General features: G+C 72.5%; 19 protein-coding genes. 14 read left to right on the top strand and 5 right to left on the bottom strand.

Going from position 1 to position 26093, the window contains the following annotated elements; genetic code table 11:
• The first annotated feature begins 51 nt into the window (after nt 1–51).
• Entirely contained in the window at nt 52–795 is a 744-nt protein-coding gene (locus tag ACZ6SQ_RS29050) for an amino acid ABC transporter ATP-binding protein (RefSeq protein ID WP_469567174.1), read from the top strand.
• Between the two features lie 245 nt (nt 796–1040).
• Here the strand turns inward: ACZ6SQ_RS29050 and ACZ6SQ_RS29045 are convergent, their stop codons facing one another.
• On the bottom strand, nt 1041–2588 hold the full coding sequence (locus tag ACZ6SQ_RS29045) for an alpha/beta fold hydrolase (protein WP_469567199.1): 1548 nt from the start codon (nt 2586–2588) through the stop codon (nt 1041–1043).
• 196 nt (nt 2589–2784) lie between these two features.
• The gene (locus ACZ6SQ_RS29040) at nt 2785–3540 is read right to left on the bottom strand and encodes a hypothetical protein (protein ID WP_469567172.1); all 756 of its coding nucleotides are present in this window, start codon (nt 3538–3540) and stop codon (nt 2785–2787) included.
• A gap of 128 nt (nt 3541–3668) precedes the next feature.
• Here ACZ6SQ_RS29040 and ggt point away from each other — a divergent pair, with 128 nt between their 5' ends.
• The gene (ggt, locus tag ACZ6SQ_RS29035) at nt 3669–5483 is read left to right on the top strand and encodes a gamma-glutamyltransferase (protein ID WP_469567169.1); all 1815 of its coding nucleotides are present in this window, start codon (nt 3669–3671) and stop codon (nt 5481–5483) included.
• 35 nt (nt 5484–5518) lie between these two features.
• Here the strand turns inward: ggt and ACZ6SQ_RS29030 are convergent, their stop codons facing one another.
• Both ACZ6SQ_RS29030 and map read right to left on the bottom strand, forming a co-directional pair.
• Nucleotides 5519–8068, bottom strand: a complete 2550-nt coding sequence (locus ACZ6SQ_RS29030; protein WP_469567167.1) for an ATP-dependent Clp protease ATP-binding subunit — start codon at nt 8066–8068, stop codon at nt 5519–5521.
• 202 nt (nt 8069–8270) lie between these two features.
• Nucleotides 8271–9080, bottom strand: a complete 810-nt coding sequence (gene map, locus ACZ6SQ_RS29025) for a type I methionyl aminopeptidase (RefSeq protein ID WP_469567166.1) — start codon at nt 9078–9080, stop codon at nt 8271–8273.
• Nucleotides 9081–9130: 50 nt separating this feature from the next.
• On the opposite strand from map, the gene ACZ6SQ_RS29020 reads away from it, so the two are divergent.
• From ACZ6SQ_RS29020 to ACZ6SQ_RS28980, 9 genes are all read left to right on the top strand, one after another.
• Nucleotides 9131–9382 (top strand): helix-turn-helix domain-containing protein, encoded by a 252-nt coding sequence (locus tag ACZ6SQ_RS29020; protein WP_469567163.1) that lies wholly within the window; start codon nt 9131–9133, stop codon nt 9380–9382.
• A gap of 127 nt (nt 9383–9509) precedes the next feature.
• The gene (locus ACZ6SQ_RS29015; RefSeq protein ID WP_469567161.1) at nt 9510–11261 is read left to right on the top strand and encodes a hypothetical protein; all 1752 of its coding nucleotides are present in this window, start codon (nt 9510–9512) and stop codon (nt 11259–11261) included.
• A gap of 190 nt (nt 11262–11451) precedes the next feature.
• Entirely contained in the window at nt 11452–12294 is an 843-nt protein-coding gene (locus ACZ6SQ_RS29010) for a nitrilase-related carbon-nitrogen hydrolase (RefSeq protein ID WP_469567159.1), read from the top strand.
• The gene (locus ACZ6SQ_RS29005) at nt 12291–13577 is read left to right on the top strand and encodes an aspartate aminotransferase family protein (RefSeq protein WP_469567156.1); all 1287 of its coding nucleotides are present in this window, start codon (nt 12291–12293) and stop codon (nt 13575–13577) included. Before ACZ6SQ_RS29010 ends, ACZ6SQ_RS29005 begins: the two co-directional genes overlap by 4 nt.
• A 28-nt stretch (nt 13578–13605) precedes the next feature.
• Entirely contained in the window at nt 13606–15156 is a 1551-nt protein-coding gene (locus ACZ6SQ_RS29000) for a PucR family transcriptional regulator (RefSeq protein WP_386379281.1), read from the top strand.
• Nucleotides 15157–15311: 155 nt separating this feature from the next.
• On the top strand, nt 15312–16154 hold the full coding sequence (locus tag ACZ6SQ_RS28995; RefSeq protein ID WP_386379280.1) for a nitrilase-related carbon-nitrogen hydrolase: 843 nt from the start codon (nt 15312–15314) through the stop codon (nt 16152–16154).
• Between the two features lie 124 nt (nt 16155–16278).
• Complete coding sequence (gene hydA, locus ACZ6SQ_RS28990) at nt 16279–17682, top strand: dihydropyrimidinase (protein WP_469567152.1); 1404 nt, start codon at nt 16279–16281, stop codon at nt 17680–17682.
• 11 nt (nt 17683–17693) lie between these two features.
• Nucleotides 17694–18713, top strand: coding sequence for a TIGR03842 family LLM class F420-dependent oxidoreductase (locus tag ACZ6SQ_RS28985; RefSeq protein ID WP_469567150.1), 1020 nt, complete (start codon nt 17694–17696; stop codon nt 18711–18713).
• Nucleotides 18714–18876: 163 nt separating this feature from the next.
• Nucleotides 18877–20403 (top strand): NCS1 family nucleobase:cation symporter-1, encoded by a 1527-nt coding sequence (locus ACZ6SQ_RS28980; RefSeq protein ID WP_469567148.1) that lies wholly within the window; start codon nt 18877–18879, stop codon nt 20401–20403.
• A gap of 22 nt (nt 20404–20425) precedes the next feature.
• Here the strand turns inward: ACZ6SQ_RS28980 and ACZ6SQ_RS28975 are convergent, their stop codons facing one another.
• On the bottom strand, nt 20426–21088 hold the full coding sequence (locus tag ACZ6SQ_RS28975; protein ID WP_469567146.1) for a hypothetical protein: 663 nt from the start codon (nt 21086–21088) through the stop codon (nt 20426–20428).
• A gap of 484 nt (nt 21089–21572) precedes the next feature.
• On the opposite strand from ACZ6SQ_RS28975, the gene ACZ6SQ_RS28970 reads away from it, so the two are divergent.
• From ACZ6SQ_RS28970 to ACZ6SQ_RS28960, 3 genes are all read left to right on the top strand, one after another.
• Complete coding sequence (locus ACZ6SQ_RS28970; protein ID WP_469567144.1) at nt 21573–23459, top strand: gamma-glutamyltransferase family protein; 1887 nt, start codon at nt 21573–21575, stop codon at nt 23457–23459.
• A 133-nt stretch (nt 23460–23592) separates the two neighbouring features.
• A complete protein-coding gene (locus tag ACZ6SQ_RS28965; RefSeq protein WP_469567142.1) occupies nt 23593–24438 on the top strand; it encodes an inositol monophosphatase family protein in 846 nt (281 codons plus the stop codon).
• A gap of 214 nt (nt 24439–24652) precedes the next feature.
• Nucleotides 24653–26071 (top strand): phytoene desaturase family protein, encoded by a 1419-nt coding sequence (locus ACZ6SQ_RS28960; RefSeq protein WP_469567140.1) that lies wholly within the window; start codon nt 24653–24655, stop codon nt 26069–26071.
• Nucleotides 26072–26093: the final 22 nt, after the last annotated feature.

The raw sequence follows: 26093 nt of genomic DNA, 5'->3' as shown, positions 1-26093 counted from the left end.
GTGGATAGTTTGCGGCAGCCACGACACGGCGACGAGCGAGTGGGGCTGGGAATGGCCGTCGATCCATTGATCGAGCTGCGTGAAGTGAACAAGTACTTCGGGGAGCTGCATGTCCTTCAGGACATCGACCTCACGGTGGGCAAGGGGGAGGTGGTCGTGGTCATCGGCCCCTCGGGGTCGGGCAAGTCCACGCTGTGCAGGGCGATCAACCGGCTGGAGCCGATCGAGTCCGGCACCATCACGCTCGACGGCAAACCGCTCCCCTCGGAGGGCAAGGCGCTCGCGGCCCTGCGCGCCGACGTCGGCATGGTCTTCCAGTCCTTCAACCTCTTCGCCCACAAGACGGTCCTGCAGAACGTGTCGCTCGGTCAGATCAAGGTCAGAAAGCGCAAGAAGGAGGACGCCGACAAGCGTTCGCGCGAACTCCTCGACCGGGTCGGCGTCGCCGACCAGGCCGACAAGTACCCCGCCCAGCTCTCCGGCGGTCAGCAGCAGCGCGTGGCCATCGCCCGCGCCCTCGCCATGGAGCCCAAGGCCCTGCTGTTCGACGAGCCCACCTCCGCGCTCGACCCGGAGATGATCAACGAGGTGCTGGAGGTCATGCGGCAACTCGCCCGTGACGGCATGACGATGGTCGTCGTCACACACGAGATGGGCTTCGCCCGTTCCGCCGCCAACCGCGTGGTGTTCATGGCCGACGGCCGCATCGTGGAGGACCGCAGCCCCGACGAGTTCTTCAGCAACCCGCACAGCGACCGGGCCAAGGACTTCCTGTCGAAGATCCTTCACCACTGACCGGCCGGCGCGGGCCGCGCTCCCCGGCGCACCTGTGCGTGCCGCCGGGGCCGGGCCGACCCCCACCGGCCGACGCGTCGCCGGGGGTCTCGACTACGATCGGACCTTCGTCCCTCCGGCGATGGCGGTCGCGGTCGTCGCCGCCGGACCAGGGACGCTGCTGCCGGGTGGGGATCCCCCCACGCCCCTTGACCACGGGTGGCAGCAGCCGCGGAGAGCCAGACCCGCCCGGCGGCAGCCGGAGATCACTGCTCGCGCAGCGGGACCGTCACATAGGACGGGTCGTTCGCCGGCGAGGAGAAGGTCAGCTGCGCGCCGGTCGGGTTGTGCTCGATGTAGAGCGGGTCGACCGTGTCGACGACCAGGGCCAGCCGATGCCCTGCCGGGACGTCGTAGGCCGTGGAGAACACCTCCAGGTCGACACCGAACGGCTTCCCGGGGGTGCGCCCGTGGAAGGTGTACGGCGCGTGGCCGACCAGCTTGCCGAGGCCGAGCGGGCCCACGTCGTACAGGTACGCGACGAGGGTTCCGCTCTCCTCGGTCGCGGTGACGGTGGTGTGCAGCCGGGCGGTGCCGCGGATGTGCTGGGCCGTCGGGTACTTCTCCGACTGCCAGACGGCGGCCCACAGACGCGGGATCAGGGGGATCGACGCCATCGGCGGGAGCTTGACGAACTGGTCGAGGATGCTGGACAGCAGGACGATGCCGCCGCTCGCGCCCGAGTCGATGTTCGTGTGGATCCTCTTCGTGCCGGACAGGGCGATCTTGCGGTCCGTCGCGGCGACCGACTTCCAGTCCGGATAGCCCTCGTAGCCGTCGCCCGTACGGGACTTGAGCCGCACCGGCGGCTCGCGGTCGACGCCGTTGGCGGCGCCCTTGAGGTGGTGGTCGAACCAGCGGCCGGTGTCGGTCCACACGTCGTTGGGCAGCCCGAACAGGCCGGTGATCTCGGCCGTTCCGTGGTCGCCGGGGCGCAGCTGGAGACGCTTCGGTCCGGTCAGCCGCTCGTAGAACTCCGCGTACTGGCCGGGCGGGAAGACGGTGTCGCCCCAGGCGTTGGCGAGCATCACGGCGGTGCCGTTGGCGTTGAGGCGGTCGACGTAGGTCCCGGGGGAGCGGACCTTGCCCCAGGCGATCAGGTCCGCCTCGTTGCCGAGGTTGGACGCGTAGAAGTCGTCGAAGACCCGTCTGGACTCGGGGCTGAGGCGGCCGGTGAGCGCGCCGGCGACGTCCAGCAGCCTGGCCGCCTGGACGTGCTGGGTGCGGCCGCCGTAGATGGAGTCGATCAGGTCGGCCCAGCCGCTGAGCGCGGCCACGGCCTTGACCCGCGGGTCGTGCGCGGCCGCGAGCAGGCTGATCCCGGCGCCGTAGGAGACACCGGCCATGCCGATACGGCCGGGGTCGGCGGGGGTGTGGGCGAGCGCCCAGTCGATGACCTCGGAGGCGTCGGCCACGTCCGCCGGCCCGGCGACCTCGATCGAGCCGCCGGACTGCCAGAAGCCGCGCACGTTGTAGGTGACGACGACATAGCCGGAGTCGGCGAGCCGCTGGGCCGGGACGAGGTACTCGGCCTGGGGCAGGCCCCAGCTCGTGGGCAGCACGACGAGCGGGTAGCGGCGGCTGTCGTCGGCGCCCCGGGGCGTGACGACGTTCGCCTTGAGCACGGTCCCGCCCTGGCCCGTGATGTCCACGAACCGGACGCTGTTCGGGGCCGCCTGGGCGGCGGGGGCGAGGCCGAGGGCGCTGCCCGCGATCAGGGTCGCGGAGACGGCACCCACGGCGGCGGTGCGCAACGCCTTGCGGTGGGGCCCGCCCGTCTCCCACCACCACCCTGCTCGAAGGCGCTCCGCGCCCCTTTGATTCACGGGTCACTCCTCACGCGTGTAAGTGCAAAGTGACCTGACGGTAACCTTGGCCGGATACCACGGGTAACCCACCGGTAAGTTACGTACGAGTAACGATCTTCCCCGGAGACTTGCTGACGCGACGTCAGGACGCCCGGCGGGACGCCCTCGTGGACGGGGCGGGCAGGGTCTCCTGCGCCGCGCGCGTCACATCCGCCACCAGCTCCACCACATCGGCCCCGTACGCCTGCGAGTTGACCACCTTCAGCAGCAGCACGAAGGAACCCGTCCCGTACTTACGGGTCAACCGCTCGTGGTGGCGGGCCAGATAGCGGGTCGCCGCCTGGTTGGTGATCGCCCGCTGGCCGCAGAAGAGGAACACCGGCCGCGCCTTGGCGTTCTGACTGTCCGTCAGTCGAGCCAGCAGCACGTACTCGGTACGGCCCGCCTCCAGCCGGTACCGCTCGGAGCCGACCTGGAACGCGCCGCGGTCCGGCCCCGGTTCGGCGTCCACATTGATCCGTACACCCGGCAGCATGGCCGACATGTGCGCGGCCATCCGCCGGTTGGAGCCGGGCCCGCCGACACAGAACTCCGTGCGCTCCCCGAAACCGGGCTGGGCCATGTCCTGGGTGACGAGCTGCGCGTGCGCCCCGCAGTCCTTGATCAGGGCGGACAGCTCCACCAGCGCGAACACGTCGAAGCGGTGGACGGCCGGTTCCGCGGCCGCCGGGTCACGGTTGACGACGAGTACGGCCTCCGCGTTCTCCGGCAGGCCGAGGAACCGCTGCTTGCGGCGGAGTTTGCGCTGCCACAGATAGGTGCGGGCGAGCCAGCCCAGCGTGGCGCTGATGCCGGCCGCCAGGACCCCTAGAACAATGTTGCGGACGTCGTCATTCATGGGCGCGCATGCTAGCGGTCCCCGGCGAACTCGTGTTCGGCGCACCTCGCAGCGCTCTCCCCGCGCGCTCCTGACGGGGACGGGAGCGGTCGATTAGGCTGCGCGGACGGTCCCGACTGGAGGTGCGCATGCGTCGCCCTGTCCGTGTCCTACCCGTCTCCCGGAAGCTGACGATTCTGGCGGTCTCGGCCGCCGTCGTCACGGTGGGGGCCGCGGCGCCACCCGCCGCACCGCCCACGCCCGTCGAGAAGGTTCCTGTCGCGACCGGCTACGGCGGCGCCGTAGCCAGCGTCGACGCGGACGCCTCCGCCGCGGGCATCGAGGTCCTGCGCAAGGGCGGCAACGCCGTCGACGCGGCCGTCGCCACCGCGGCCGCCCTCGGCGTCACCGAGCCCTACTCCGCGGGCATCGGCGGAGGCGGCTACTTCGTCTACTACGACGCCGCCTCCCGGACCGTGCACACCGTCGACGGCCGCGAGACCGCGCCGCTCGGCGCCGGGCCCGACCTGTTCCTGGAGAACGGCAAGCCGGTCCCCTTCGCCGAAGCGGTCAGCAGCGGCCTCGGCGTCGGCGTCCCCGGCACCCCGGCCACCTGGCGGACCGCGCTGGAACGCTGGGGCAGCAGACCGCTGGCCCCGCTGCTGAAGCCCGCCGAGCGCCTGGCCCGGGACGGCTTCACGGTGGACACCACCTTCCGCGCGCAGACCGCCGCGAACGAGACCCGCTTCCGCGCCTTCCCCGACACCGCCGGCCTGTTCCTGCCCGGCGGCGAACTCCCCGTCGTCGGCTCCACGTTCAAGAACCCCGACCTCGCCCGCACCTACGCCGAACTCGGCGCCAAGGGCGTCGGCACCCTCTACCGAGGCGGCCTCGGCCGCGACATCCTCGAGACGGTCAACCACCCGCCCGTGGACCCGGCCTCCGGCTGGAACGCCCGGCCCGGCCGGCTCACCGCCGAGGACCTGCGCGCCTACCGCGCCAAACTCCAGGCCCCGACCCGGACTTCGTACCGCGGACTCGGCGTCTACTCCATCGCGCCCTCCTCCTCCGGCGGCACCACCGTCGGCGAGGCCCTCAACATCCTGGAGAACACCGGCCTGTCGAAGGCGAGCGAGGCCCGCTATCTCCACCGTCTCATCGAGGCGAGCCGTATCGCCTTCGCCGACCGCGGGCGCTGGGTGGGCGACCCCGCCTTCGAGGACGTACCGGCGAGGGAACTGCTCTCGCAGCGCTACGCCGACTCCCGCGCCTGCCTGATCAAGGACGACGCCGTCCTCACCAGCCCGCTCGCCCCCGGCGACCCCCGCGACCCGGCCGACTGCGCCGCGACGGGCACGGCGGCTCCGACGACGTACGAGGGGGAGAACACCACCCACCTCACCACCGCCGACAGGTGGGGCAACGTCGTCGCCTACACCCTCACCATCGAGCAGACCGGCGGCAGCGGCATCACCGTCCCCGGCCGGGGCTTCCTGCTCAACAACGAGCTGACCGACTTCTCCTTCGCGCCCGCCAACCCGGCCGTGCACGACCCGAACCTGCCGGGACCCGGCAAGCGGCCGCGCTCCTCCATCTCTCCGACGATCGTGCTCGACGCGCACAACCGCCCTGTCCTGGCGCTCGGTTCACCCGGCGGAGCGACCATCGTCACCACCGTGCTCCAGACCCTGACGGGCTTCCTCGACCGCGGCCTGCCGCTCGTCGACGCCATCGCCGCGCCCCGCGCCAGCCAGCGCAACCAGACCACCACCGAACTCGAACCCGGGCTCTACGACAACCCGTTGCGGGCCCAGCTGGAGGCCATCGGGCACGGCTTCCGGCTCAACCCGGAGATCGGCGCGGCGACCGGCGTGCAGCGGCTGCCGGGCGGGAAGTGGCTCGCCGCAGCCGAGAAGGTACGCAGGGGCGGCGGATCGGCGATGGTCGTCCACCCAGCGCCCTGACCCGGCCCCGCTCGCCCAGGACACCTCGGGCGGTGCTACGCGCCGCCCGAGGTGTCCTGGACCCCGCTCTCCGTACGGAAGTCCAGGTGCCCGTCCGTCACGTCCACCGTCACCCGGTCGCCCTCGCCGACCTTGCCGTCGAGGAGCAGCCGGGAGAGCCGGTTGTCGACCTCGCGCTGGATGGTGCGGCGCAGCGGACGGGCACCGTACTCCGGCTGGAATCCGTGCTCGGACAGCCAGTCGATCGCGGCACCGGTGAAGTCGACCGTGAGGCCCTGCGCGTGCACCAGCCGCCGGGTCCGCTCCAGCAGCAGGTTGGTGATCCGGTGCAACTGCTCGGAGGTGAGCCGCCGGAAGACGACGATCTCGTCGATGCGGTTCAGGAACTCCGGCCGGAAATGGTCGCGCAGCGGGCGCAGGACACGCTCGCGGCGCGCCTCCTCGTCGGTCGCGCCGTCCCCCGGCCCGAAGCCGATCCCGCCGCCGCCCCGGGTGATGGCCTCCGAACCGAGGTTGCTGGTCATCACGATCACCGTGTTGGTGAAGTCGACCGTGCGGCCCTGGGAGTCGGTGAGCCGGCCGTCGTCCAGCACCTGGAGCAGGATGTTGAAGACGTCCGGGTGCGCCTTCTCCACCTCGTCCAGGAGCAGCAGCGAGTACGGATGGCGGCGGACGACCTCGGTGAGCTGCCCGGCCTCCTCGTGCCCGACGTATCCGGGCGGGGCGCCGACCAGCCGGGAGACGGTGTGCCGCTCCTGGTACTCGCTCATGTCCAGCCGCACCATGCGGTCCTCGCTGCCGAACAGCGCCTCCGCCAGCGCCCGCGCCAGCTCGGTCTTGCCCACGCCGGTCGGGCCGAGGAAGAGGAAGCTGCCGATCGGCCGGTCCGGGCTCGCCAGGCCCGCCCGGGAGCGCAGCACCGCGTCGGCGACGACCCGGACGGCTTCCTCCTGGCCGATCACCCGCTGGTGCAGATGCTCCTCCAGGCCGAGCAGCCGGTCCTTCTCCTCCTCCGTCAGCCTGCTGACCGGGATGCCGGTCTGCCGTGACACAACCTCGGCGATGGCCTCCGCGGTGACCTCCAGATGCTGGCCCTCCTCGACCGCGCCGTCCCCGGTGGCCTCGTCGAGCCGTCGCTTCAGTTCGGCGATCCGGTCGCGCAGCCGCATCGCCTCCTCGTAACTCTCGTCGGCGACGGCCTGGTCCTTGTCCCGGGTCAGCTGCTCGGCCTCGCGTTCCATCGCGCGTACGTCCGTGCCCTTGGTGCGGGCGCGCAGCCGGACCCGGGCGCCCGCCTGGTCGATCAGGTCGATCGCCTTGTCGGGCAGCCTGCGGTCGGTGAGATAGCGGTCGGAGAGCTCGACGGCGGCGTCCAGCGCCTCGTCGGTGTAGCGGACCTGGTGATGGGCCTCGTAGCGGTCGCGCAGGCCGCGCAGGATCTCCAGCGCGTCGTCCGGGGTCGGCTCGGGCACCAGGATCGGCTGGAAGCGGCGGGCGAGCGCCGCGTCCTTCTCGATGCGGCGGAACTCCTCCAGCGTGGTCGCGCCGACCACGTGCAGTTCGCCGCGGGCCAGCGCGGGCTTGAGGATGTTGCCCGCGTCCATCGAGCCGCCCTCGCCGCCACCGCCCGCGCCGACCACCGTGTGCAGCTCGTCGATGAAGACGATGAGTTCGTCGGAGTGCGTGCGGATCTCCTCGACGATGGAGTTCAGGCGCTCCTCGAAGTCGCCCCGGTAGCGGGTACCGGCCACCACACCGGTCAGATCGAGGGCCACCACCCGGCGGCCGGCCAGGATGTCCGGCACGTCTCCGTCCGCGATCCGCTGCGCCAGGCCCTCCACGATGGCGGTCTTGCCGACGCCCGCGTCGCCGATCAGCACGGGGTTGTTCTTGCCCCGCCGCGACAGCACCTCGACGGTCTGCTCGATCTCCGTCTCCCGGCCGATCACCGGGTCGATCCGGCCCTGGCGGGCCTGGTCGGTCAGGTCCCGGCCGTACTTGTCGAGGGTCGGCGTCGTGGTGCCCGGCCGCCGCTCGGCCCGCGGCGGCGCCAGCTCCGGGGCTTCGGAGGGCGCGGCGGCGCCGGGGTTGAAGTGCGCCTGGTTGAGAATGTGCCCGGCGGCCGAGTCGGGGTTCGCGGCCAGGGCGCTGAGCACGTGCTCCGGGCCGATGTACCCCGCGCCGCGCGAGCGTGCCAGCTCGTGCGCGTCGAGCAGGGCGCGCTTGGCGGCCGGGGTGAGCGACAGCGAGGTGGGCGGCGGGGCCTCGGCGGGCTGGTGCACGACCGGGCCGGACCGTTCGTCGATCTCCGTGGCGAGGGAGTCGGGGTCCGTGCCGGACCTGCTGATCAGGGTCCTGGTGGGCTCGGCGGCCAGCGCGGCGCGCAGCAGATGCTGCGTGTCCAGATCTCGGCTGCCGTGCTCGGCGGCGTACTGCGCGGCGCCGCGCACCAGCTCCCTGGCCGGCTGGCTGAGCAGCTGGCCGATGTTGATCTGCCGGGGACCGGGGCGAGGTCCGCCGAAGAAGCGGGCGAGGAACTCTCCGAAGGCGTCGTAGGCCTCCGGCTCGCTGTAACCGCTGGTCATGGCGTTCCCATCCGGCTTCCCTGCGCGGGCAGGGTCGCCCTCGCTGATCGACATGCCGGAGCCGGGTAACCCGGCCGGAAGCCGGTTACACCTGACCGCGTTCGTAGAACACCTTCGCACGAACAGGGACCGGGGGCACCTCCAGCGCGTGCGCGGCGGGGCCTGTACTCGACTCGCCCGCCCCACGCCCGCCCGGCAGCCCCTAGCCCGCCCGAAGACCCGTGTCCCGCACCGCCGTCGTGTCCGTGCGGGCGGTCAGCACGCGCGGCCCGGCGGCCGTGATCGCCACCGTGTGCTCGGCATGGGCCGCGCGGGAGCCGTCGTTCGTCCGCAGGGTCCAGCCGTCGCCCGCCGCGTGGTAGTCGTCGCGGCCGCCTCCGACCACCATCGGCTCGATGGCCAGGACCATCCCGGCCCGCAGTCGCATGCCGCGGCCGGGCCGGCCCTCGTTCGGGACCCCGGGGTCCTCGTGCATACGGCGGCCGATGCCGTGGCCGCCGAAGCCGTCCGGGATGCCGTAGCCGGCCTCTCGGCAGACCGAGCCGATGGCGTGGGCGATGTCGCCGATGCGGTTGCCGGGGACGGCGGCGCCGATACCGGCCGCGAGGGCGCGCTCGGCGGTCTCGATCAGGCGCACGTCCGCCGGTCGGGCCCGGCCCACGGTGAAGCTGAGGGCGGAGTCGCCGACCCAGCCGCCCAGTTCGGCGCCGCAGTCGACGGAGACGAGGTCGCCGTCGCGCAGCCGGTAGGCGGTCGGGATGCCGTGCACGATCGCGTCGTTCACCGAGGCGCAGATCACGGCGGGGAACGGGGTGGGCGCGAAGGAGGGGCGGTAGCCGAGGAAGGGGGAGCCGGCGCCCGCCGCGCGCAGCACGCCACGGGCCACCTCGTCCAGCTCCAGCAGGGACACCCCCACGTCGGCGGCCTCGCGCACCGCCGTGAGGGCCCGCGCGACGACCTGTCCCGCCTCGTACATCGCTTCGATCGACGATTCCGTCTTCAGTTCCACCATGCCAATTACTATACCGGTATAAGAATGGGGATCGATAGTAGACTGTCCTCATGGTGCGCACCCCGCTGACTCCTGAAGAGCGTGAACGTGGCGAGCGGCTCGGCCGGCTGCTTCGTGAGGCCCGTGGCGGCCGCAGCATGGCCGAGGTCGCCGCGGACGCCGGTATCTCCGCCGAGACCCTCCGCAAGATCGAGACCGGGCGGGCCCCGACCCCGGCCTTCTTCACCGTGGCGGCGCTGGCCCGTGTGCTCGGTCTGTCGATGGACGAACTCGTCGCGCACTGTGAACTTTTGCCTGCCTGAGGTCACCGCAGGTCGGAGCGCCGGTGAAGAGGTCCGCGCCCTTCCGGAAAACTCCCCGTAGCCGGGACGTAACACGGCTGGTGTTCGCTAACGAACCGGAATGCTCCGGTCTTGCGGGGGTCGTACGATGTCAGTGGATCAACTCCCGACTCAGGTACGGGAGTTCGCAAACTACCTGGACGGCCTGCTGGCCCGCCTGGACGAAAGCGGCGGCTGGTGCGGGGTGTTCTGGCAGCGCGACCCCGAGGGCATGCAGGCCTGCCTCGACGGGCGGGAGCTGCCGCCCTGGGACGTCCTGGAGGCCCTGCTCCAGGACTACGCCGCGGAGTACGGCCCCGGAGCCGCAGCCGAGGAGACGGCCCGCGCCCGCGCGCTGCACACGGCCGCGCTCACGGCCCACGACCTGCGCCCCGGTGGCCGGGAGGCCCTCCGCGACCGCCTCGACGTGATGCTCCGCGAGCAGAGATACGCCGCCGAACGCCTGACCACCCTCACCGCGGCCCTGGCCGCCGCCACCTCCGCCGCCGAGGCCGAGGCGCTGCGTGTCGACCTCGCCTGGGCCCGTGACGACCACGTCCGCGCGGGCGCCCGGTGCGTGGAGCTGCGCCGGCGGATGGGAGACCTGGAGCGCGCCACGGGGCACGAAGGGCGGCCCGTGTGGGGTGGTGCCGACAGGGTGCCGCCCCAGGCGGGTGTCGCGGGCCGTGCCCCGCACGCCGGGGGAGCGGCGGGGCACGGCCCGAGGGGCGGCGGCATGCCCGCCCCGGCCGACGGCGGGCCCGGCGCACCCGCTCCCGCCCCCGCGCCGCAGTGGCCGCCCGACCCGGCGGCGGCACGGGCGGTCCGGGGCGAACGGGGCCCCGCCGGGCACCCCCACGCCACGACCGGGCCCGCACCCGCTCCCTACAACCACCCTCACCCGGCCCCGGCCCCCGCTCCCTACGACCCCTCGCACCCGGCCCCCGAGCCCTCGGCCTACGCGCACCCGGCCCCGGCCCCCGATCCCACGCCCGCGCCCTACCGTCGCCCGTCCACGCCCACGCCCTCCACGGCCGGACCCGCGCCCCGCAACCGCCCGCACACGCCCCCCGTGGCCGCCCCGGCCCCCGCCCCCGCGCCGCCCGACGCCACCGCCCCCACCCCCAAGCAGCGCAAGCGCCGCCGGGGTAGTGCCCGCTTCGCCGGGATGGCCGAGGAGGTGACCGCGGCGCCCGTGCCCGTGCCGGACGCGGCGATGCCGGAGCTGCCCGCGCCGCCCAGCTCGGGCGGCCGTACCCCGCGCGGGGCCCGGTTCGCCGGGTCGGCCGAGGAGCCGGAGCGGACGGCCAGGCCGGAGCTGCACGCCGACGCCGAGGACCGGGCCGCCGTGGTCGGGGCCGTCCGCGCGCTGCTGCGGCTGCGCGGCGAGGGACGCAGCGGGGAGGCGCACGCCCTGCTCGTGGAGGCGGCGCACTGGCCCGCCGTCCGCTTCCCCGTGTTCGCCGCCGAACTGGAGCGGGCCGGGCTCGGCGCGGACTGGGCGACGCTGCTCTGGGAGGCCGCCTCGCTGCCGCCCGAGCGGCTGGTCGCCGCCGCGGACGCGCTGGCCGCCGCCGGCCGGGAGGCCGACGGGCACCAGATCCTGCGGCAGGGCGTCGTACGGCCCGCCCACGAGGTCGCGCAGGCCGTCGTGGCCATGGCGGCCGAGGGCCGGCGCCGCGAGGTGGGCGCGCTGCTCGACGCCTACGTCCGGATGCGCACTCCCGAGGAGGTCGCCCGCAGCGCCGCCGTCGACCCCCAGGCCCTGGTCCCCTTACTGCTGGAGGCCGCCCAGGGCGTGTCGGACGAGCGGTACTGGGACCTGCTGCACGCGCTGCGGGTCGCGGGCTTCGCCGTCTGAGCGGGACGGCCCCGCGGCCCGCGCTCCCCGCGGCCCGGCCCCGGCTCACCCACGGGAGTGGCAATCGCCCCGGACCCCGCGGGTTGACGACAATGGTCTTGGCAAGGCTCTCGGGGAGGCATACGTTCATCCCTCTACGTCCCTGTTCTACGGGCGTAGAGGCGCTGACGTCCCGTCGAAGGAGCAGCTCATGGCGAACGTCGTCCGTGCCGCTCTGGTCCAGGCCACCTGGACCGGCGACACCGAGTCCATGGTCGCGAAACACGAGGAGCACGCCCGCGAGGCGGCCCGCCGGGGAGCCGAGGTCATCGGCTTCCAGGAGGTCTTCAACAGCCCCTACTTCTGCCAGGTCCAGGAACCCGAGCACTACCGCTGGGCCGAACCGGTCCCGGACGGCCCCACCGTGAACCGGATGCGGGAGCTGGCCCGCGAGACCGGCATGGTCGTCGTCGTGCCGGTGTTCGAGGTCGAGCAGTCGGGCTTCTACTACAACACCGCGGCCGTGATCGACGCCGACGGCACCTACCTCGGCAAGTACCGCAAGCACCACATCCCGCAGGTGAAGGGCTTCTGGGAGAAGTACTACTTCAAGCCCGGCAACCTCGGCTGGCCCGTCTTCGACACCGCCGTCGGCAAGGTCGGCGTCTACATCTGCTACGACCGCCACTTCCCGGAGGGCTGGCGGCAACTGGGGCTGAACGGCGCACAGTTGGTCTACAACCCGTCCGCCACCCACCGAGGCCTGTCCTCCTATCTGTGGCGCCTGGAGCAGCCCGCGGCCGCCGTCGCCAACGAGTACTTCGTCGCCGCCATCAACCGCGTCGGCGTGGAGGAGTACGGCGACAACGACTTCTACGGCACCTCCTACTTCGTCGACCCGCGCGGGCAGTTCGTCGGCGAGGTCGCCAGCGACAGCAAGGAGGAACTCGTCGTCCGCGACCTCGACTTCGACACCATCGAAGAGGTCCGGCAGCAGTGGGCCTTCTACCGGGACCGCCGCCCCGACGCCTACGAAGGGCTGGTACAGCCGTGACCGACGACCTGCTGGGCCGGCACCGCCGTGTGCTCCCCGACTGGCTCGCCCTCTACTACGAGGACCCGCTGGAGATCACCCACGGCGAGGGCCGGTACGTCTGGGACGCGGCCGGCAGACGCTACCTGGACTTCTTCGGCGGCATCCTCACCACCATGACCGCGCACGCCCTGCCCGAGATCACCAAGGCGGTGAGCGAACAGGCCGGACGGATCATCCACTCCTCCACGCTCTACCTCAACCGGCCGATGGTCGAACTCGCCGAGCGCATCGCCAAGCTGAGCGGCATCCCGGACCCGCGGGTGTTCTTCACCACCTCCGGCACCGAGGCCAACGACACCGCCCTGCTGCTCGCCACGACGTACCGCCGCAGCAACACCGTCCTGGCGATGCGCAACAGCTACCACGGCCGCTCGTTCAGCGCGGTCGGCGTCACCGGCAACCGCGGCTGGTCACCGACCTCGCTGTCCCCGCTCCAGACGCTCTACGTGCACGGCGGTGTGCGCACCCGCGGACCCTACGCGGCCCTGAACGACCGGGAGTTCATCGCCGCCTGCGTCGAGGATCTCCAGGACCTGCTCGGCCACACCCGCGCGCCCGCCGCGCTGATCGCCGAGCCGATCCAGGGGGTCGGCGGCTTCACCTCACCGCCCGACGGCCTCTACGCCGCCTTCCGGGAGATCCTGGCCCGGCGCGGCATCCTGTGGATCGCCGACGAGGTGCAGACCGGCTGGGGCCGCACCGGCGAGCACTTCTGGGGCTGGCAGGCACACGGCAAGGCCGGACCGCCCGACATCGTCACCTTCGCCAAAGGCATCGGCAACGGCATGTCCATCGGCGGCGTCATCGCCCGCTCCGAGATCATGAACTGCCTGGACGCCAACAGCATCTCCACCTTCGGCGGCACCCAGATCACCATGGCGGCCGGCCTCGCCAACCTCAACTACCTCGTGGAGCACGACCTCCAGGGCAACGCCCGCCGGGTCGGCGGACTGCTCATCGAGCGGCTGCGGGCCGTCGGCGCGCAGATCCCGGCCGTGCGCGAGGTCCGCGGCCGCGGGCTGATGATCGGCATCGAGCTGACCCGCCCCGGCACCGACGAGGCCGACCCGCAGGCCGCGTCCGCCGTCCTGGAGGCGGCCCGCGAGGGCGGACTGCTCATCGGCAAGGGCGGCGGCCACAACACCAGCGCCCTGCGGGTCGCCCCGCCGCTCTCCCTGACCGTCGCGGAGGCCGAGGAGGGCGCCGCGATCCTCGAACGCGCTCTGAGGAGCATCCGCTAGCAGCACGTGAGTTGAGGGAGCGCAGCCGATGACCACCGCCCTGGAGTCCCTGGAACCCGCCCTGTCGGTCCGTCAGGTGCTCGGCCTGGAACGGGTGCTCGCCGGGGAGCCCGAGGTGGTGGCCGGGGCCGGCCATCTCGACCGGCCGGTGCGCTGGGTGCACGTCGCCGAGGCCGCCGACGTCGGGGTGATGCTCTCCGGCGGGGAGATGGTCCTCACCACCGGTGTACTGCTCGCCGGTGACGAGCACAAACAGGCCGAGTACATCCGCTCCCTGCACCGCGCGGAGGCCGCCGCCGTGGTCCTCGGACTCGGCCGCGCCTTCCCCGCGCCGCCGGACGTGATGCGCCGCGCCGCCGAACGCTGCGGACTGCCCCTGGTCGTCCTGCACCGGCCCTTCCCCTTCGCCGAACTCACCGAGGAGGTCCAGTCCCGGCTGGTGCGGCGGAAGTTCGCCGCCGTCAGCCTCTCCGAGGCCGTACGCACCGCGCTCACCGGCCTCATCACGGCCGGGGCGCCCCTGCAACGGCTGCTGGACGAGGTCGCCCAGCACAGCGGCTGCCCCGTCGTCGTCACCAACCTCGCCCACCGGGTGCTGGCCACCGCGGGGGAGCGGCCGGCTGTCGACGACGTCCTGCGCGACTGGGAGCGCATCGCCCGGCAGGCCGGCGGCCGCGAGGGCGACGGCTGGATCCGCGCCGAACTCGGCGGCCGGGGCGAGCGCTGGGGCCGCCTCGTGCTGTGCGGCTTCCGCGGGGACACCGCCGCCGGACGCCTCCTCGCCGACCGCGCCGCCGAGGCCCTCGTCCTGCACCGCATGCTCGGCGGCACCGCGGCCTCCTGGGAGGAGCAGTCCGCGCAGAGCCTGCTCACCGACCTGGTCTCCGGCGTCGTCCCCGCACGGCAGCTGCTGCCGCGGGCGCGGGCCGCCGGACTGCCGGTCAACCGCCGTACGTTCGTCCCGCTCGTGGTGCGCGGGCCGGATCGCGAACGGCTCGACCGGGTACTGCGGCTGATCGGTCTGCCGGGCCTGGTCGCCGAACTCGCCGACGACGCCACGGCCGTCCTGCTCAGCCTCGCCCGCGACCAGGACGCCGAGACGCTCACCGGGCACTTCGCGGCCCGGCTGCGGCAGGAGGGCCCGGCGGCCGTGGTGGCCGCCGCCGCGCCCCGCCCCGACTGGGACGACGTCCCCGCGGGGCTGCGCGAGGCCCGGCACGTCGCGGACGCCGTCGCCGGCTCCGCCCTCGAACCGCCGCCGGTCGTCCGCCTGAAGGACGTCCATCTGCGCGGCCTCGTCCGGCTGCTGCGCGACGACCCGCATGTGCAGTCCTTCGCCGAGCGCGAGCTGGCCGGACTGCTGCGCGCCGCGGACGAGGACCTGCTGGCCGTGCTGCGCACCTATCTGGCCACCGGCCGCAACAAGTCCCTGACCGCGCAGCTCCATCACGTCTCCCGGCCCGCCCTCTACCGCCGGCTGGAGGCGATACAGGCCCGGCTCGGTGCCGACCTCGACGACTTCGAGCAGGCGGCCTCGGTGCACATCGCGCTCCTCGCGCATGACGCGCAACAGGGGTGAAACATGCGACGACCTGGGAAAACGGTGAGGAAACATGGGGTCGGTCAAGGGTGACACGGTGCCACGCCGCACCCCCGCAGACGTGACACGGTGCAACTCAAAGCGGACGCGCGGACTTTCTAGGCTCACCGGACACCGAGCTACCGGAGGTCCCGATGAGCCGAGTGATCCGCGCCGCCGTCTTCCAGACCGCCTGGACGGGCGACAAGGAGTCGATGATCCGGGTGCACGAGCAGGCGGCCCGCGACGCCGCGGCCCAGGGCGCCCAAGTCCTCTGTTTCCAGGAGCTGTTCTACGGACCGTACTTCTGCCAGGTGCAGGACCCGGCGTTCTACGAGTACGCCGAGCAGATCCCCGAGGGCCCCATCGTGCGCCGCTTCCAGGCCCTCGCGAAGGAGCTGGGCCTCGTCCTGGTGCTGCCCATGTACGAGGAGGAGCAGCCGGGTGTCCTCTACAACACCGCGGCCGTGATCGACGCCGACGGTTCCTACCTCGGCAAGTACCGCAAGACCCACATCCCCCAAGTGCGCGGCTTCTGGGAGAAGTTCTACTTCCGCCCCGGCAACAGCGGCTGGCCCGTCTTCGACACCGCCGTCGGCAGGGTCGGTGTCTACATCTGCTACGACCGCCACTTCCCCGAGGGCTGGCGGGCCCTGGGTCTCGCGGGCGCCGAGCTCGTCTTCAACCCCTCCGCCACCTCGCGCGGCCTGTCCGGCTACCTCTGGCAGCTGGAACAGCCCGCGGCGGCCGTGGCCAACGAGTACTTCGTCGGCGCGATCAACCGGGTCGGCGTGGAGGAGTACGGCGACAACGACTTCTACGGCACCTCGTACTTCGTGGACCCCGAGGCCCAGTTCGTCGGCGAGGTCGCCAGCGACAAGGAACCCGAACTGGTCGTCAGGGACCTGGACATGGGCAAGCTCCGGGAAGTCAGGGACCGCTGGCAGTTCTACCGCGACCGCGCCCCGGGAGCGTACGGCCCGCTCACAGCTCCCTGACAAGCGACCGGGACGGCAACATCGTCAAGGGGCGCGGGGCCCTGTTCCCCGTGCGGCTGCCGCCGCGTGAGCGCGACCAGCCCCACACAGCCCGCACCACACCACAGCGAGGAGCGACCACGACATGAGCAGCCGGACAGTCATCCGCGGCGGCCTCGTCATCACCGCATCCGACGAACTCCACGCCGACGTCCTGATCGAGGACGGCCGCATCGCCGCCCTCGCAGCCACCGGCACCCCCGCCGCGGAGGCCTTCACCGCGGACACGACGTTCGACGCCACGGGAAAGTACGTCATCCCCGGCGGCGTCGACGTCCACACCCATATGGAGCTGCCCTTCGGCGGCACCTCCGCCTCCGACACCTTCGAGACCGGCACCCGCGCGGCCGCGTGGGGCGGTACGACCACGATCGTCGACTTCGCCGTGCAGAGCGTCGGCCAGGCCCTGCGCGAGGGCCTGGACACCTGGCACGCCAAGGCCGAGGGCAACTGCGCCATCGACTACGGCTTCCACATGATCGTCTCCGATGTGAACCAGGGGACGCTCAAGGAGATGGACCACCTCGTGGAGGAGGGCGTCACCTCCTTCAAGCAGTTCATGGCCTACCCGGGCGTCTTCTACAGCGACGACGGCCAGATCCTGCGCGCCATGCAGCGCTCCGCCGAGAACGGCGGACTGATCATGATGCACGCGGAGAACGGCATCGCGATCGACGTCCTCGTCGAACAGGCCCTGGCCCGCGGCGAGACCGACCCGCGCTACCACGGCGAGGTCCGCAAGGCCCTGCTGGAGGCCGAGGCGACCCACCGGGCGATCAGGCTCGCCCAGGTCGCGGGCGCCCCGCTGTACGTCGTGCACGTCTCCGCCATGGAGGCGGTCGCGGAACTGGCCAAGGCGCGCGACGAGGGCCTCAACGTCTTCGGCGAGACCTGCCCGCAGTATCTGTTCCTGTCCACCGACAACCTCGCCGAGCCGGACTTCGAGGGCGCGAAGTACGTGTGCTCGACCCCGCTGCGGCCCAGGGAGCACCAGTCCGTCCTCTGGCGGGGCCTGCGCACCAACGACCTCCAGGTCGTCTCCACCGACCACTGCCCCTTCTGCTTCGTCGGCCAGAAGGAACTGGGCCGGGGCGACTTCTCGAAGATCCCCAACGGGCTGCCGGGCGTGGAGAACCGCATGGACCTGCTCCACCAGGCCGTGCTGGACGGACACATCTCGCGCCGCCGCTGGATCGAGATCGCCTGCGCGACCCCGGCGCGGATGTTCGGCATGTACCCGAAGAAGGGCACCATCGCGCCGGGCGCCGACGCCGACGTCGTGATCTACGACCCGCACGCCGAGCAGGTGCTCTCCGCCGAGACGCACCACATGAACGTCGACTACTCGGCGTACGAGGGCAGGCGGGTCGGCGGCCGGGTCGAGACGGTGCTCTCGCGCGGGGTGCCCGTCATCACCGAGCGGGAGTACACCGGCCGTGCCGGGCACGGCGTCTACACCCCGCGTTCCACCTGTCAGTACCTCAACTAGGAGTGGCGCAGATGGACTTCGGACTCGTTCTCCAGACCGACCCGCCGGCCTCGCGGGTCGTCAGCCTGATGAAGCGCGCCGAGCGCAACGGCTTCTCGTACGGCTGGACCTTCGACTCCGCCGTGCTCTGGCAGGAGCCGTTCGTGATCTACAGCCAGATCCTCGCGAACACGACCCGGCTGAAGGTCGGACCGATGGTGACCAACCCGGGCACCCGCACCTGGGAGGTCACCGCCTCCACCTTCGCCACCCTCAACGACATGTTCGGCAACCGCACCGTGTGCGGCATCGGCCGCGGCGACTCGGCCATGCGGGTGGCCGGCCGCAAGCCCAACACCCTCGCCCGGATCAGCGAGGCCATGAAGGTCATCCGCGCGCTCGCCGGCGGACAGGAGGCCGACCTCGGCGGCACGGTCGTCCGCTTCCCCTGGATCAAGCCGGGCGCCGAACTGCCCGTGTGGATGGCCGCGTACGGCCCCAAGGCGCTGAAGATGACCGGCGAGGAGGCCGACGGCTTCATCCTCCAGCTCTCCGACCTCTACCTCACCGAGTACATGGTCAAGGCGGTGAAGCAGGCCGCCGCGGACGCCGGACGCGACCCGGACTCGGTCACCGTCTGTGTCGCCGCGCCCGCCTATGTCACCGCCGACGACTCGCCCGAGGCGCTCGCCCACGCCCGCGAGCAGTGCCGCTGGTTCGGCGGCATGGTCGGCAACCACGTGGCCGACCTGGTCGCCAAGTACGGCGAGCACTCGGCGCAGGTGCCCGACGAACTCACCGAGTACATCAAGTCCCGCGAGGGCTACGACTATTCGCACCACGGGCGCGCCGACAACCCCGACACCCAGTTCGTGCCCGACGAGATCGTCGACCGGTTCTGTGTCATCGGGCCCGTCGAGAAGCACATCGAGAAGCTGAACGCGCTGCGCGAGCTGGGTGTCGACCAGTTCGCCGTGTACGACATGCACGACGCGCAGGAGACCGTGATCGACGCGTACGGCTCCCAGGTGATCCCGGCCGTCAACGGCTGATCCCTCCCCCGAACTCCCCCTTCCCGCCGTCCCGGGAAGGGGGCCAGGGCGCAACCGCTCCCCGGGCCGCCGAAGTCGCGCGGCCCCCGGCGCGGCCCCGCGCACCCCCCTCGGCGCCACCCGCACGGCCTCTCCCGTCCCACCTCGTCCGATTGGCCTGCCCATGACCGACACCGCTCCCACGGCCATACCGCCGACCACCCAAGTCACCCTCGCCGACGGGCGCGTGGAGATCGCCCCGGACTCCCCGCCGCCGAGTGGCCGCTTCGCCAACGAGGACCTGCTCCCGGTCCCCGTCGCGCGGCGCACCTGGACGACGTACAACTTCTCCGCGCTGTGGGTCGGCATGGCCCACAACACCGCCTCCTGGACGCTCGCCTCCGGTCTGATCGCCGTCGGCATGGACTGGAAGCAGGCGGTGCTCACCATCGCCCTCGCCAATGTGATCGTGCTGATCCCGATGCTGCTCACCGGGCACGCCGGCCCCAAGTACGGCATCCCCTTCCCGGTGTTCGCACGGGCCTCCTTCGGCATCCGCGGCGCCAACCTCCCCGCTGTCGTACGGGCGTTGGTGGCCTGCGGCTGGTTCGGCATCCAGACCTGGATCGGCGGCGAGGCGATCTACTTCCTGGCCGGGAAGCTGATCGGCGAGGGCTGGACCGACGCCGCGAAGGTCGGCGGCCACGCCTGGACGATGTGGCTGTCCTTCGCCATCTTCTGGGCGATCCAGGTCGCCATCATCTACCGGGGCATGGAGACCATCCGCCGCTTCGAGAACTGGGCGGCGCCCTTCGTACTGGTCGGCGCGTTCGTGATGCTGTGGTGGATGAGCAGCAAGGCGGGCGGTCTCGGCCCGCTGTTCGACCAGCCCTCCCGGCTCGGCTGGGGCGGCGACTTCTGGAAGCTGTTCTGGCCCGCCCTGATGGGCATGATCGGCTTCTGGTCCACGCTGTCGCTGAACATCCCCGACTTCACCCGCTACGGCAGGAGCCAGAAGGCGCAGACGTGGGGGCAGGCCCTGGGTCTGCCCACCACCATGACGCTGTTCGCGTTCCTGTCCGTGCTCGTCACCTCCGGCTCGCAGGCCGTCTACGGCGAACCCATCTGGGACCCGGTGCAGTTGGCGGCGAAGACAGACAACACGGTCGGCCTGCTGTTCGCCCTGGTGACCGTGCTGGTCGCGACGCTGTCCGTCAACGTGGCTGCCAACCTGGTCTCCCCGGCCTTCGACTTCTCCAACATCGCGCCCAGGAGGATCAGTTTCCGGGCCGGGGCGCTCGCCACCTGTGTCCTCGGCGTGCTGATCTTCCCGTGGAAGCTGTACTCCGACCCGCAGGGCTACATCTTCACCTGGCTCGGCCTGGTCGGCGGACTGCTCGGGACGGTCGCGGGCATCCTCATCGCCGACTACTGGATCCTGCGCCGCTCCCGCCTCGACCTGGTCGAGCTGTACCGCGAGGGCGGCCGCTACTGGTACGAGGGCGGCTGGAACTGGCGGGCCGTCGTCGCCTTCCTGACGGGCGGTGTCCTGGCGATCGGCGGGGCCACGTTCAAACCGCTGATCGACGGCCGGCCCATTCCCGCGCTGGAGCCGCTCGCCGACTACGGCTGGGCGGTGGGACTCGGCACGTCGATGGCGCTGTACCTGCTGCTGATGCTGACGACCGGACGGCAACACACCGCCCGCTGACGGCAGTTCGCTGGAGGACGGCTCAGGACCCGCCGTTCTCCAGCGCGGCCGTCGCCTCCTTGGCCGCCTTGATGGCGCCCTTGTTGATCTCGTCCGTGCTGGGCGCGTCCTTCGACTCGAAGTCGCTGCCCGTGTAGGTGACGACGACCAGCGCGTTGTGCGTCCGGGCCAGCACCATGCCCTCGCGGCTCTTCTGCCCGTCCTCGGTGGTGAGGTTGACGACGGAGTAGCCCGCGTCCCCGAGACCGGGGACCTCGCCGCCGCCCTTCGCCTTCTCCACGCGCCCCTGGTACGACTTCTCCGCCGCCGCGTCCGAGTCCATCACCTCGAAGGACACGTCGAGCCAGCGGTAGTCGTAGCCGTCGAGCGCGTTCCACGAACAGGTGCGGCGCACCTTGGAGTCCGTGGACTTGATCTCCTTGCCGGCCGTCTTCGCGCTGGGCACCAGCGAGGTGATGGTCTTCTTCGCCAGGCTCGTGCAGGGCGCTGGCGAGGTGGCGTACGTGCGGGGCGCGGCAGACGCGGACGACTCGGAGGCCGACTGCGTGCCCGTCTTCTGGCTGGACGTGTCCGTGGCGGCCGACGAGGTCTCGGGGCCGGACGTGAGGACCCAGCCGGCGCAGGCGAGTACCGCGACGGGGGTCAGTCGGGCGGTGAGGGCGAGCGACAGAGGAAGAGAACGCACGGCGCACTTTTCGTGGGGGACGGTGCGGAAGCAGTCCGCACAGCGGACGGGGACGCCAGTGTCACACGACTGACAGTGGGGCGGAAGTGCCAACTCGCTCCGTACGCGGCCGGTGACGGGGGCGAGTTACCGGCGGGTAGTCTGTCCGGTTATGTCCCTGCGGTGGAGTGGGCTGCGCTCTCGTGATGGCGTGAGGCGCTCGTGCCGGCGACCCGACCCGGTGGTGCTTCGGCCAAGGGTCCGGTTGCTCGGCCAGGCCGTCTTTGGGTGCGGTTCGGGTGAGTTGTCCGTTTCGGCGACTCGCGCCCCTGGTGCTCCTCGTGGACCACCCCGGTGATCCGCCCCCTGGCTCCCCTCGTGGCCCGCCCCGGCGATCCGCAACCCCTGATTCCTCCTCGCGGCCCGCCCCGGCGATCCCTCCCCGCGCCGGACCGTCGTCGTTACGATCACCCGGTCCGTCGCCGCACCGCAGGGGAGTCCGCCCGTGTTCACCACGCGTCCCACCCTTCAGGGCACCTTCGGCATGGTGTCCTCCACGCACTGGCTGGCCTCGCAGTCGGCGATGGCCGTGCTGGAGGACGGCGGCAACGCCTTCGACGCGGCCGTGGCGGGCGCCTTCGTGCTGCACGTGGTCGAGCCCCATCTCAACGGCCCCGCGGGCGAGGTGCCGATCCTGCTCGCCCCGGCCGGCGGCGAGGTGCGCGTGCTGTGCGGACAGGGTGTCGCCCCGGCCGGGGCGAGCGCGGCGCACTACCGAGGGCTCGGACTGGACCTGGTCCCCGGCACCGGCCCCCTCGCCGCCGCCGTGCCCGGCGCCTTCGACGCCTGGATGCTGCTGCTGCGCGACCACGGCACCAAGGGCCTCGACGACGTCCTCAAGTACGCCGTCGGCTACGCCGAGCACGGTCACGCGCCCGTGGAGAACGTCGGCGCCACCGTGGAGTCCGTACGCGAGCTCTTCGAGACCGAGTGGACCTCCTCCGCCGAGGTCTACCTCCCCGGCGGCCGGGCGCCCCGCTCCGGCGAGCTGCTGCGCAACCCGGCGCTCGCCGCGACCTGGAAGCGGCTGCTCGCCGAGACCGCCGGAGCCGGTGACCGCGAGGCACGGATCGAGGCCGCGCGCGAGGTGTGGCGCACGGGCTTCGTCGCCGAGGCGCTGCTGCGCCAGTCCGCCCGGCCCACCCTCGACACCAGCGGCCGGCGCCACACGGGCACGCTCACGGCGGCCGACCTGGCCGGCTGGTCCGCATCCTACGAGCCGCCGGTGACCTATGACTGGAACGGCTGGACCCTGTGCAAGGCGGGCCCCTGGAGCCAGGGCCCCGTTCTCCTCCAGCAGCTCGCGCTGCTCCCGCCGCAGCTGCCGCCCTACGGCTCCGAGGAGTATGTGCACCTCCTGGTCGAGGGTTGCAAGCTCGCCATGGCCGACCGTGAGGCGTGGTACGGCGACGCCGCCGAGGTGCCGCTGGCGGAGCTGCTGTCGGAGGCGTACAACGCCGGGCGGCGCGAGCTGATCGGTGACTCGGCGTCGTACGAACTGCGCCCCGGGGCGCCGGGCGGCCGGGAGCCGCGGCTGAGCGGTCACGCGCGCGTGGCCGTGACGGAGCCGCCCGGCTTCAGCCCGATGGGCGTGGGGGAGCCGACGGTCGCGGGCTTCGACCCAGCGGGCGATCCGGCGGGCGGGTCGGTGGGCGGGTCGGTGGGCGGGCCTGGTGCGACGGGCGCAAGGCCGCCGGGTGAGCCCTCCGTCGCCGCCGACGGAAGCACCCGTGGCGACACCTGCCACCTGGACGTGGTCGACCGCTGGGGCAACATGATCGCGGCCACGCCCAGCGGCGGCTGGCTCCAGTCCAACCCTGTCGTCCCCGAACTGGGCTTCCCGCTCGGCACCCGGCTCCAGATGGCCTGGCTGGAGGAGGGCCTGCCGAACACCCTGACGCCCGGACGGCGTCCCCGTACGACCCTCACACCGTCCCTCGCGCTGCGCGACGGTGTGCCGGTGATGGCGTTCGGCACGCCCGGCGGGGACCAGCAGGACCAGTGGCAGCTGCACTTCTTCCTGGCCGTCGCGCTGCGGGCGCCGGTACGCGGCGGGCTCGACCTCCAGGGCGCGATCGACGCCCCGAACTGGCACAACGACTCCTTCACCGGTTCCTTCTACCCGCGTGGGATGCGGCCCGGCAGCCTGACGGTGGAGTCCCGGACGCCGCGGGAGGTCGTGGCCGGGCTCCGGCTGCGCGGTCATGACGTCACCGTCGGTGACGCCTGGTCGGCGGGGCGGCTGTGCGCGGTGGCGCGGGACCCGCGGACGGGAGTGCTGTCGGCGGCGGCGAACCCGCGGGGCATGCAGGGGTACGCGGTCGGGCGGTGAGCGGGGGTGAGTGGCGGACCCCTGGGCCCGCCGGGCGAGGGCGTGAGCCCTCTCACCCGGTATTCATCGCAATTCTGCTGGTAGTTCACGAAACGGGCAGGGATTGTCAGTGGTCCGTGCTCTTATGGGAGACATGATCGAAGACACGGAAACCATCGACGAGTTTCTCGCGCGCCGCTCGGCCGACGTGGAGGAGGCGGTCCGCAAGGCCGCCGCGGCCGAGATCATGCCCCGCTTCCGGCAGCTCGGTGCCCACGAGATCGACCAGAAGAGCGGTCCGCACGACCTGGTGACGGACGCCGACCGCGAGGCCGAGCGGTATCTCACCGAGGCCCTCACCCGTCTGCTGCCCGGCTCCGTGGTGGTCGGCGAGGAGGCGGTGCACGCCGACCCGGCGAGCTACGAGGCGATACGCGGCGACGCGCCGGTGTGGATCGTCGACCCGGTCGACGGGACACGGCAGTTCGTGCACGGCGACGACGGCTTCTGCACCCTGGTCGCCCTCGCCCGGCACGGCGTCCTGCTCGCCTCCTGGACGTACGCCCCGGCCCGCGACCAACTCGCCACCGCCGTAAGGGGCCGGGGCGCGTACCTCGACGGGGAGCGGCTGCTCCCCGGACCGCCCGCGGCGGGCAGCCCGCTGCGCATAGCCACCTCGCACCCGGACTACACGACGGACGAGCAGAAGCGGGCCCTGCTCGGGGTGTGGGCCGCCAGTACCGCCCCGCGCGCGTGCGGCTCCGCGGGCCTGGAGTATCTCGCTCTCGCACGCGGCGAGTTGGACGCCATCGCCTTCTCCTGGGAAGCGGCCTGGGACCACGCGGCGGGCCTGCTGCTGGTCGAGGAGGCGGGCGGCGCCCACCTCACGCTGACCGGCGAGCCCTTCCGCGTCACGGGCGGCAACACCCTGCCCTTCACGGCCGCCCGGGACGCCGCGACGGCCCGGACCGTGCGCGACCTGCTGGCGGGCACGGCCTGACGAGGGACGGCCCGGCCCACGCGTCCGGCACCCGGCCGGACGCCGAGGGCCGGGCCGGTATCGCCGCGTCAAGCGGAACCTCCGGCTCCTGAGACCGTCGCGATCCACGGAGTCTGCACCGGACATGCACGGGGCGCCCTGGGCACAGGTGTTGTCAGCACCGCGGCATATCCTGAACCCCAGAAAGGCCGTCCGCTGACGAAGGGGTCAGAAGGTGCCGTCCATGTTCGATGCCGTCGTGGTGGGTGCGGGGCCGAACGGGCTCACGGCCGCCGTCGAGCTGGCTCGCCGCGGCTTCTCCGTGGCCCTGTTCGAAGCACGCGACACCGTCGGCGGGGGCGCCCGCACCGAGGAACTGACCCTGCCCGGCTTCCGCCACGATCCGTGCTCGGCCGCACACCCGCTGGGTATCAGCTCACCGGCGTTCCGCGCCCTGCCGCTGGAGGAGCACGGGCTGCGCTGGCTGCACTCCGAGCTGCCCATGGCGCACCCCTTCCCCGACGGCAGCGCCGCGGTCCTCGCCCGGTCCGTCGCCGAGACCGCCGCCTCGTTCGGCCCGCGTGACGCCGGCGCCTACCGCCGGCTGGTCGAGCCGTTCCTGCCGCACTGGGACACCCTGGTGCGCGACTTCATGTCCCTGCCGCTGACCGCGCTGCCCCGCGACCCGGTCACCCTCGCCCGCTTCGGACTGCTGGGCCTGCCGCCGTCCACCTGGCTGACCCGCCGCTTCCGGGACGAGCGCGCCAAGGCCCTGATCGCGGGCCTGGTCGCCCATGTCATCGCCCCGCTGAACGGCCTCGCGACCGGCGCGGTCGGCCTCGTCTTCGCGCTCGCCGCGCACGCCCGCGGCTGGCCCGTCGCCGAGGGCGGCTCACAGGCGATCTCCGACGCGCTGGCCTCCCTGCTGCGCGCCCACGGCGGCACGATCCACACGGACTACGAGGTCAAGCGGCTCGACGACCTGCCGCCCGCGCGCGCCTACGTCTTCGACACCTCGCCCACCGCCCTCGCCCGGATCGCGGGCCTCGGCGACCGCTACGACCACTACCGCTACGGCGCCGCCGTCTTCAAGATCGACTACGCCCTGGACGGCCCGGTGCCGTGGACCGCGCCCGAGGCCCGCGCCGCCACCACGGTCCAGGTCGGCGCGAGCGCCACCGAGATCGACACCGCCCTGCACGCCGCCGCCCGCGAGGGACGGGCGCCCGAGGTGCCGTTCCTGATCACCGTGCAGCCCGGAGTCGTCGACCCCACCCGCGCCCCGGCGGGCAAGCACGTCTTCTGGGCGTACTGCCATGTGCCCAACGGCTGGAAGGGCGACCTCACGGACGCCATGGAACGCCAACTGGAGCGTTTCGCCCCGGGCTTCCGCGACCGCGTCCTCGCCCGCGCGGTCGCCGGCCCGCCCGAACTCGCCGCCCGCAACGCCAACTACGTCGGCGGCGACATCGCCACCGGCGCGTTCACCGGCCTCCAGTCACTGCTGCGCCCCCGCCCCTCCCTGTGGCCGTACAGCACCCCGCACCCGGCCGTCTTCATCTGCTCCTCGGCCACCCCGCCCGGCCCCGGCGTGCACGGCATGTCCGGGCACAACGCCGCGAAGGCGGTCTGGAGACGGCTCCGTCAGGCGTGAGGGACCCCCCCCGACCGGCCGG

The organism is Streptomyces sp. NPDC048600 (assembly GCF_055587025.1).
The sequence above is the reverse complement of the archived record's forward strand: the minus strand, read 5'-3'. Positions and strand labels throughout refer to the sequence as shown.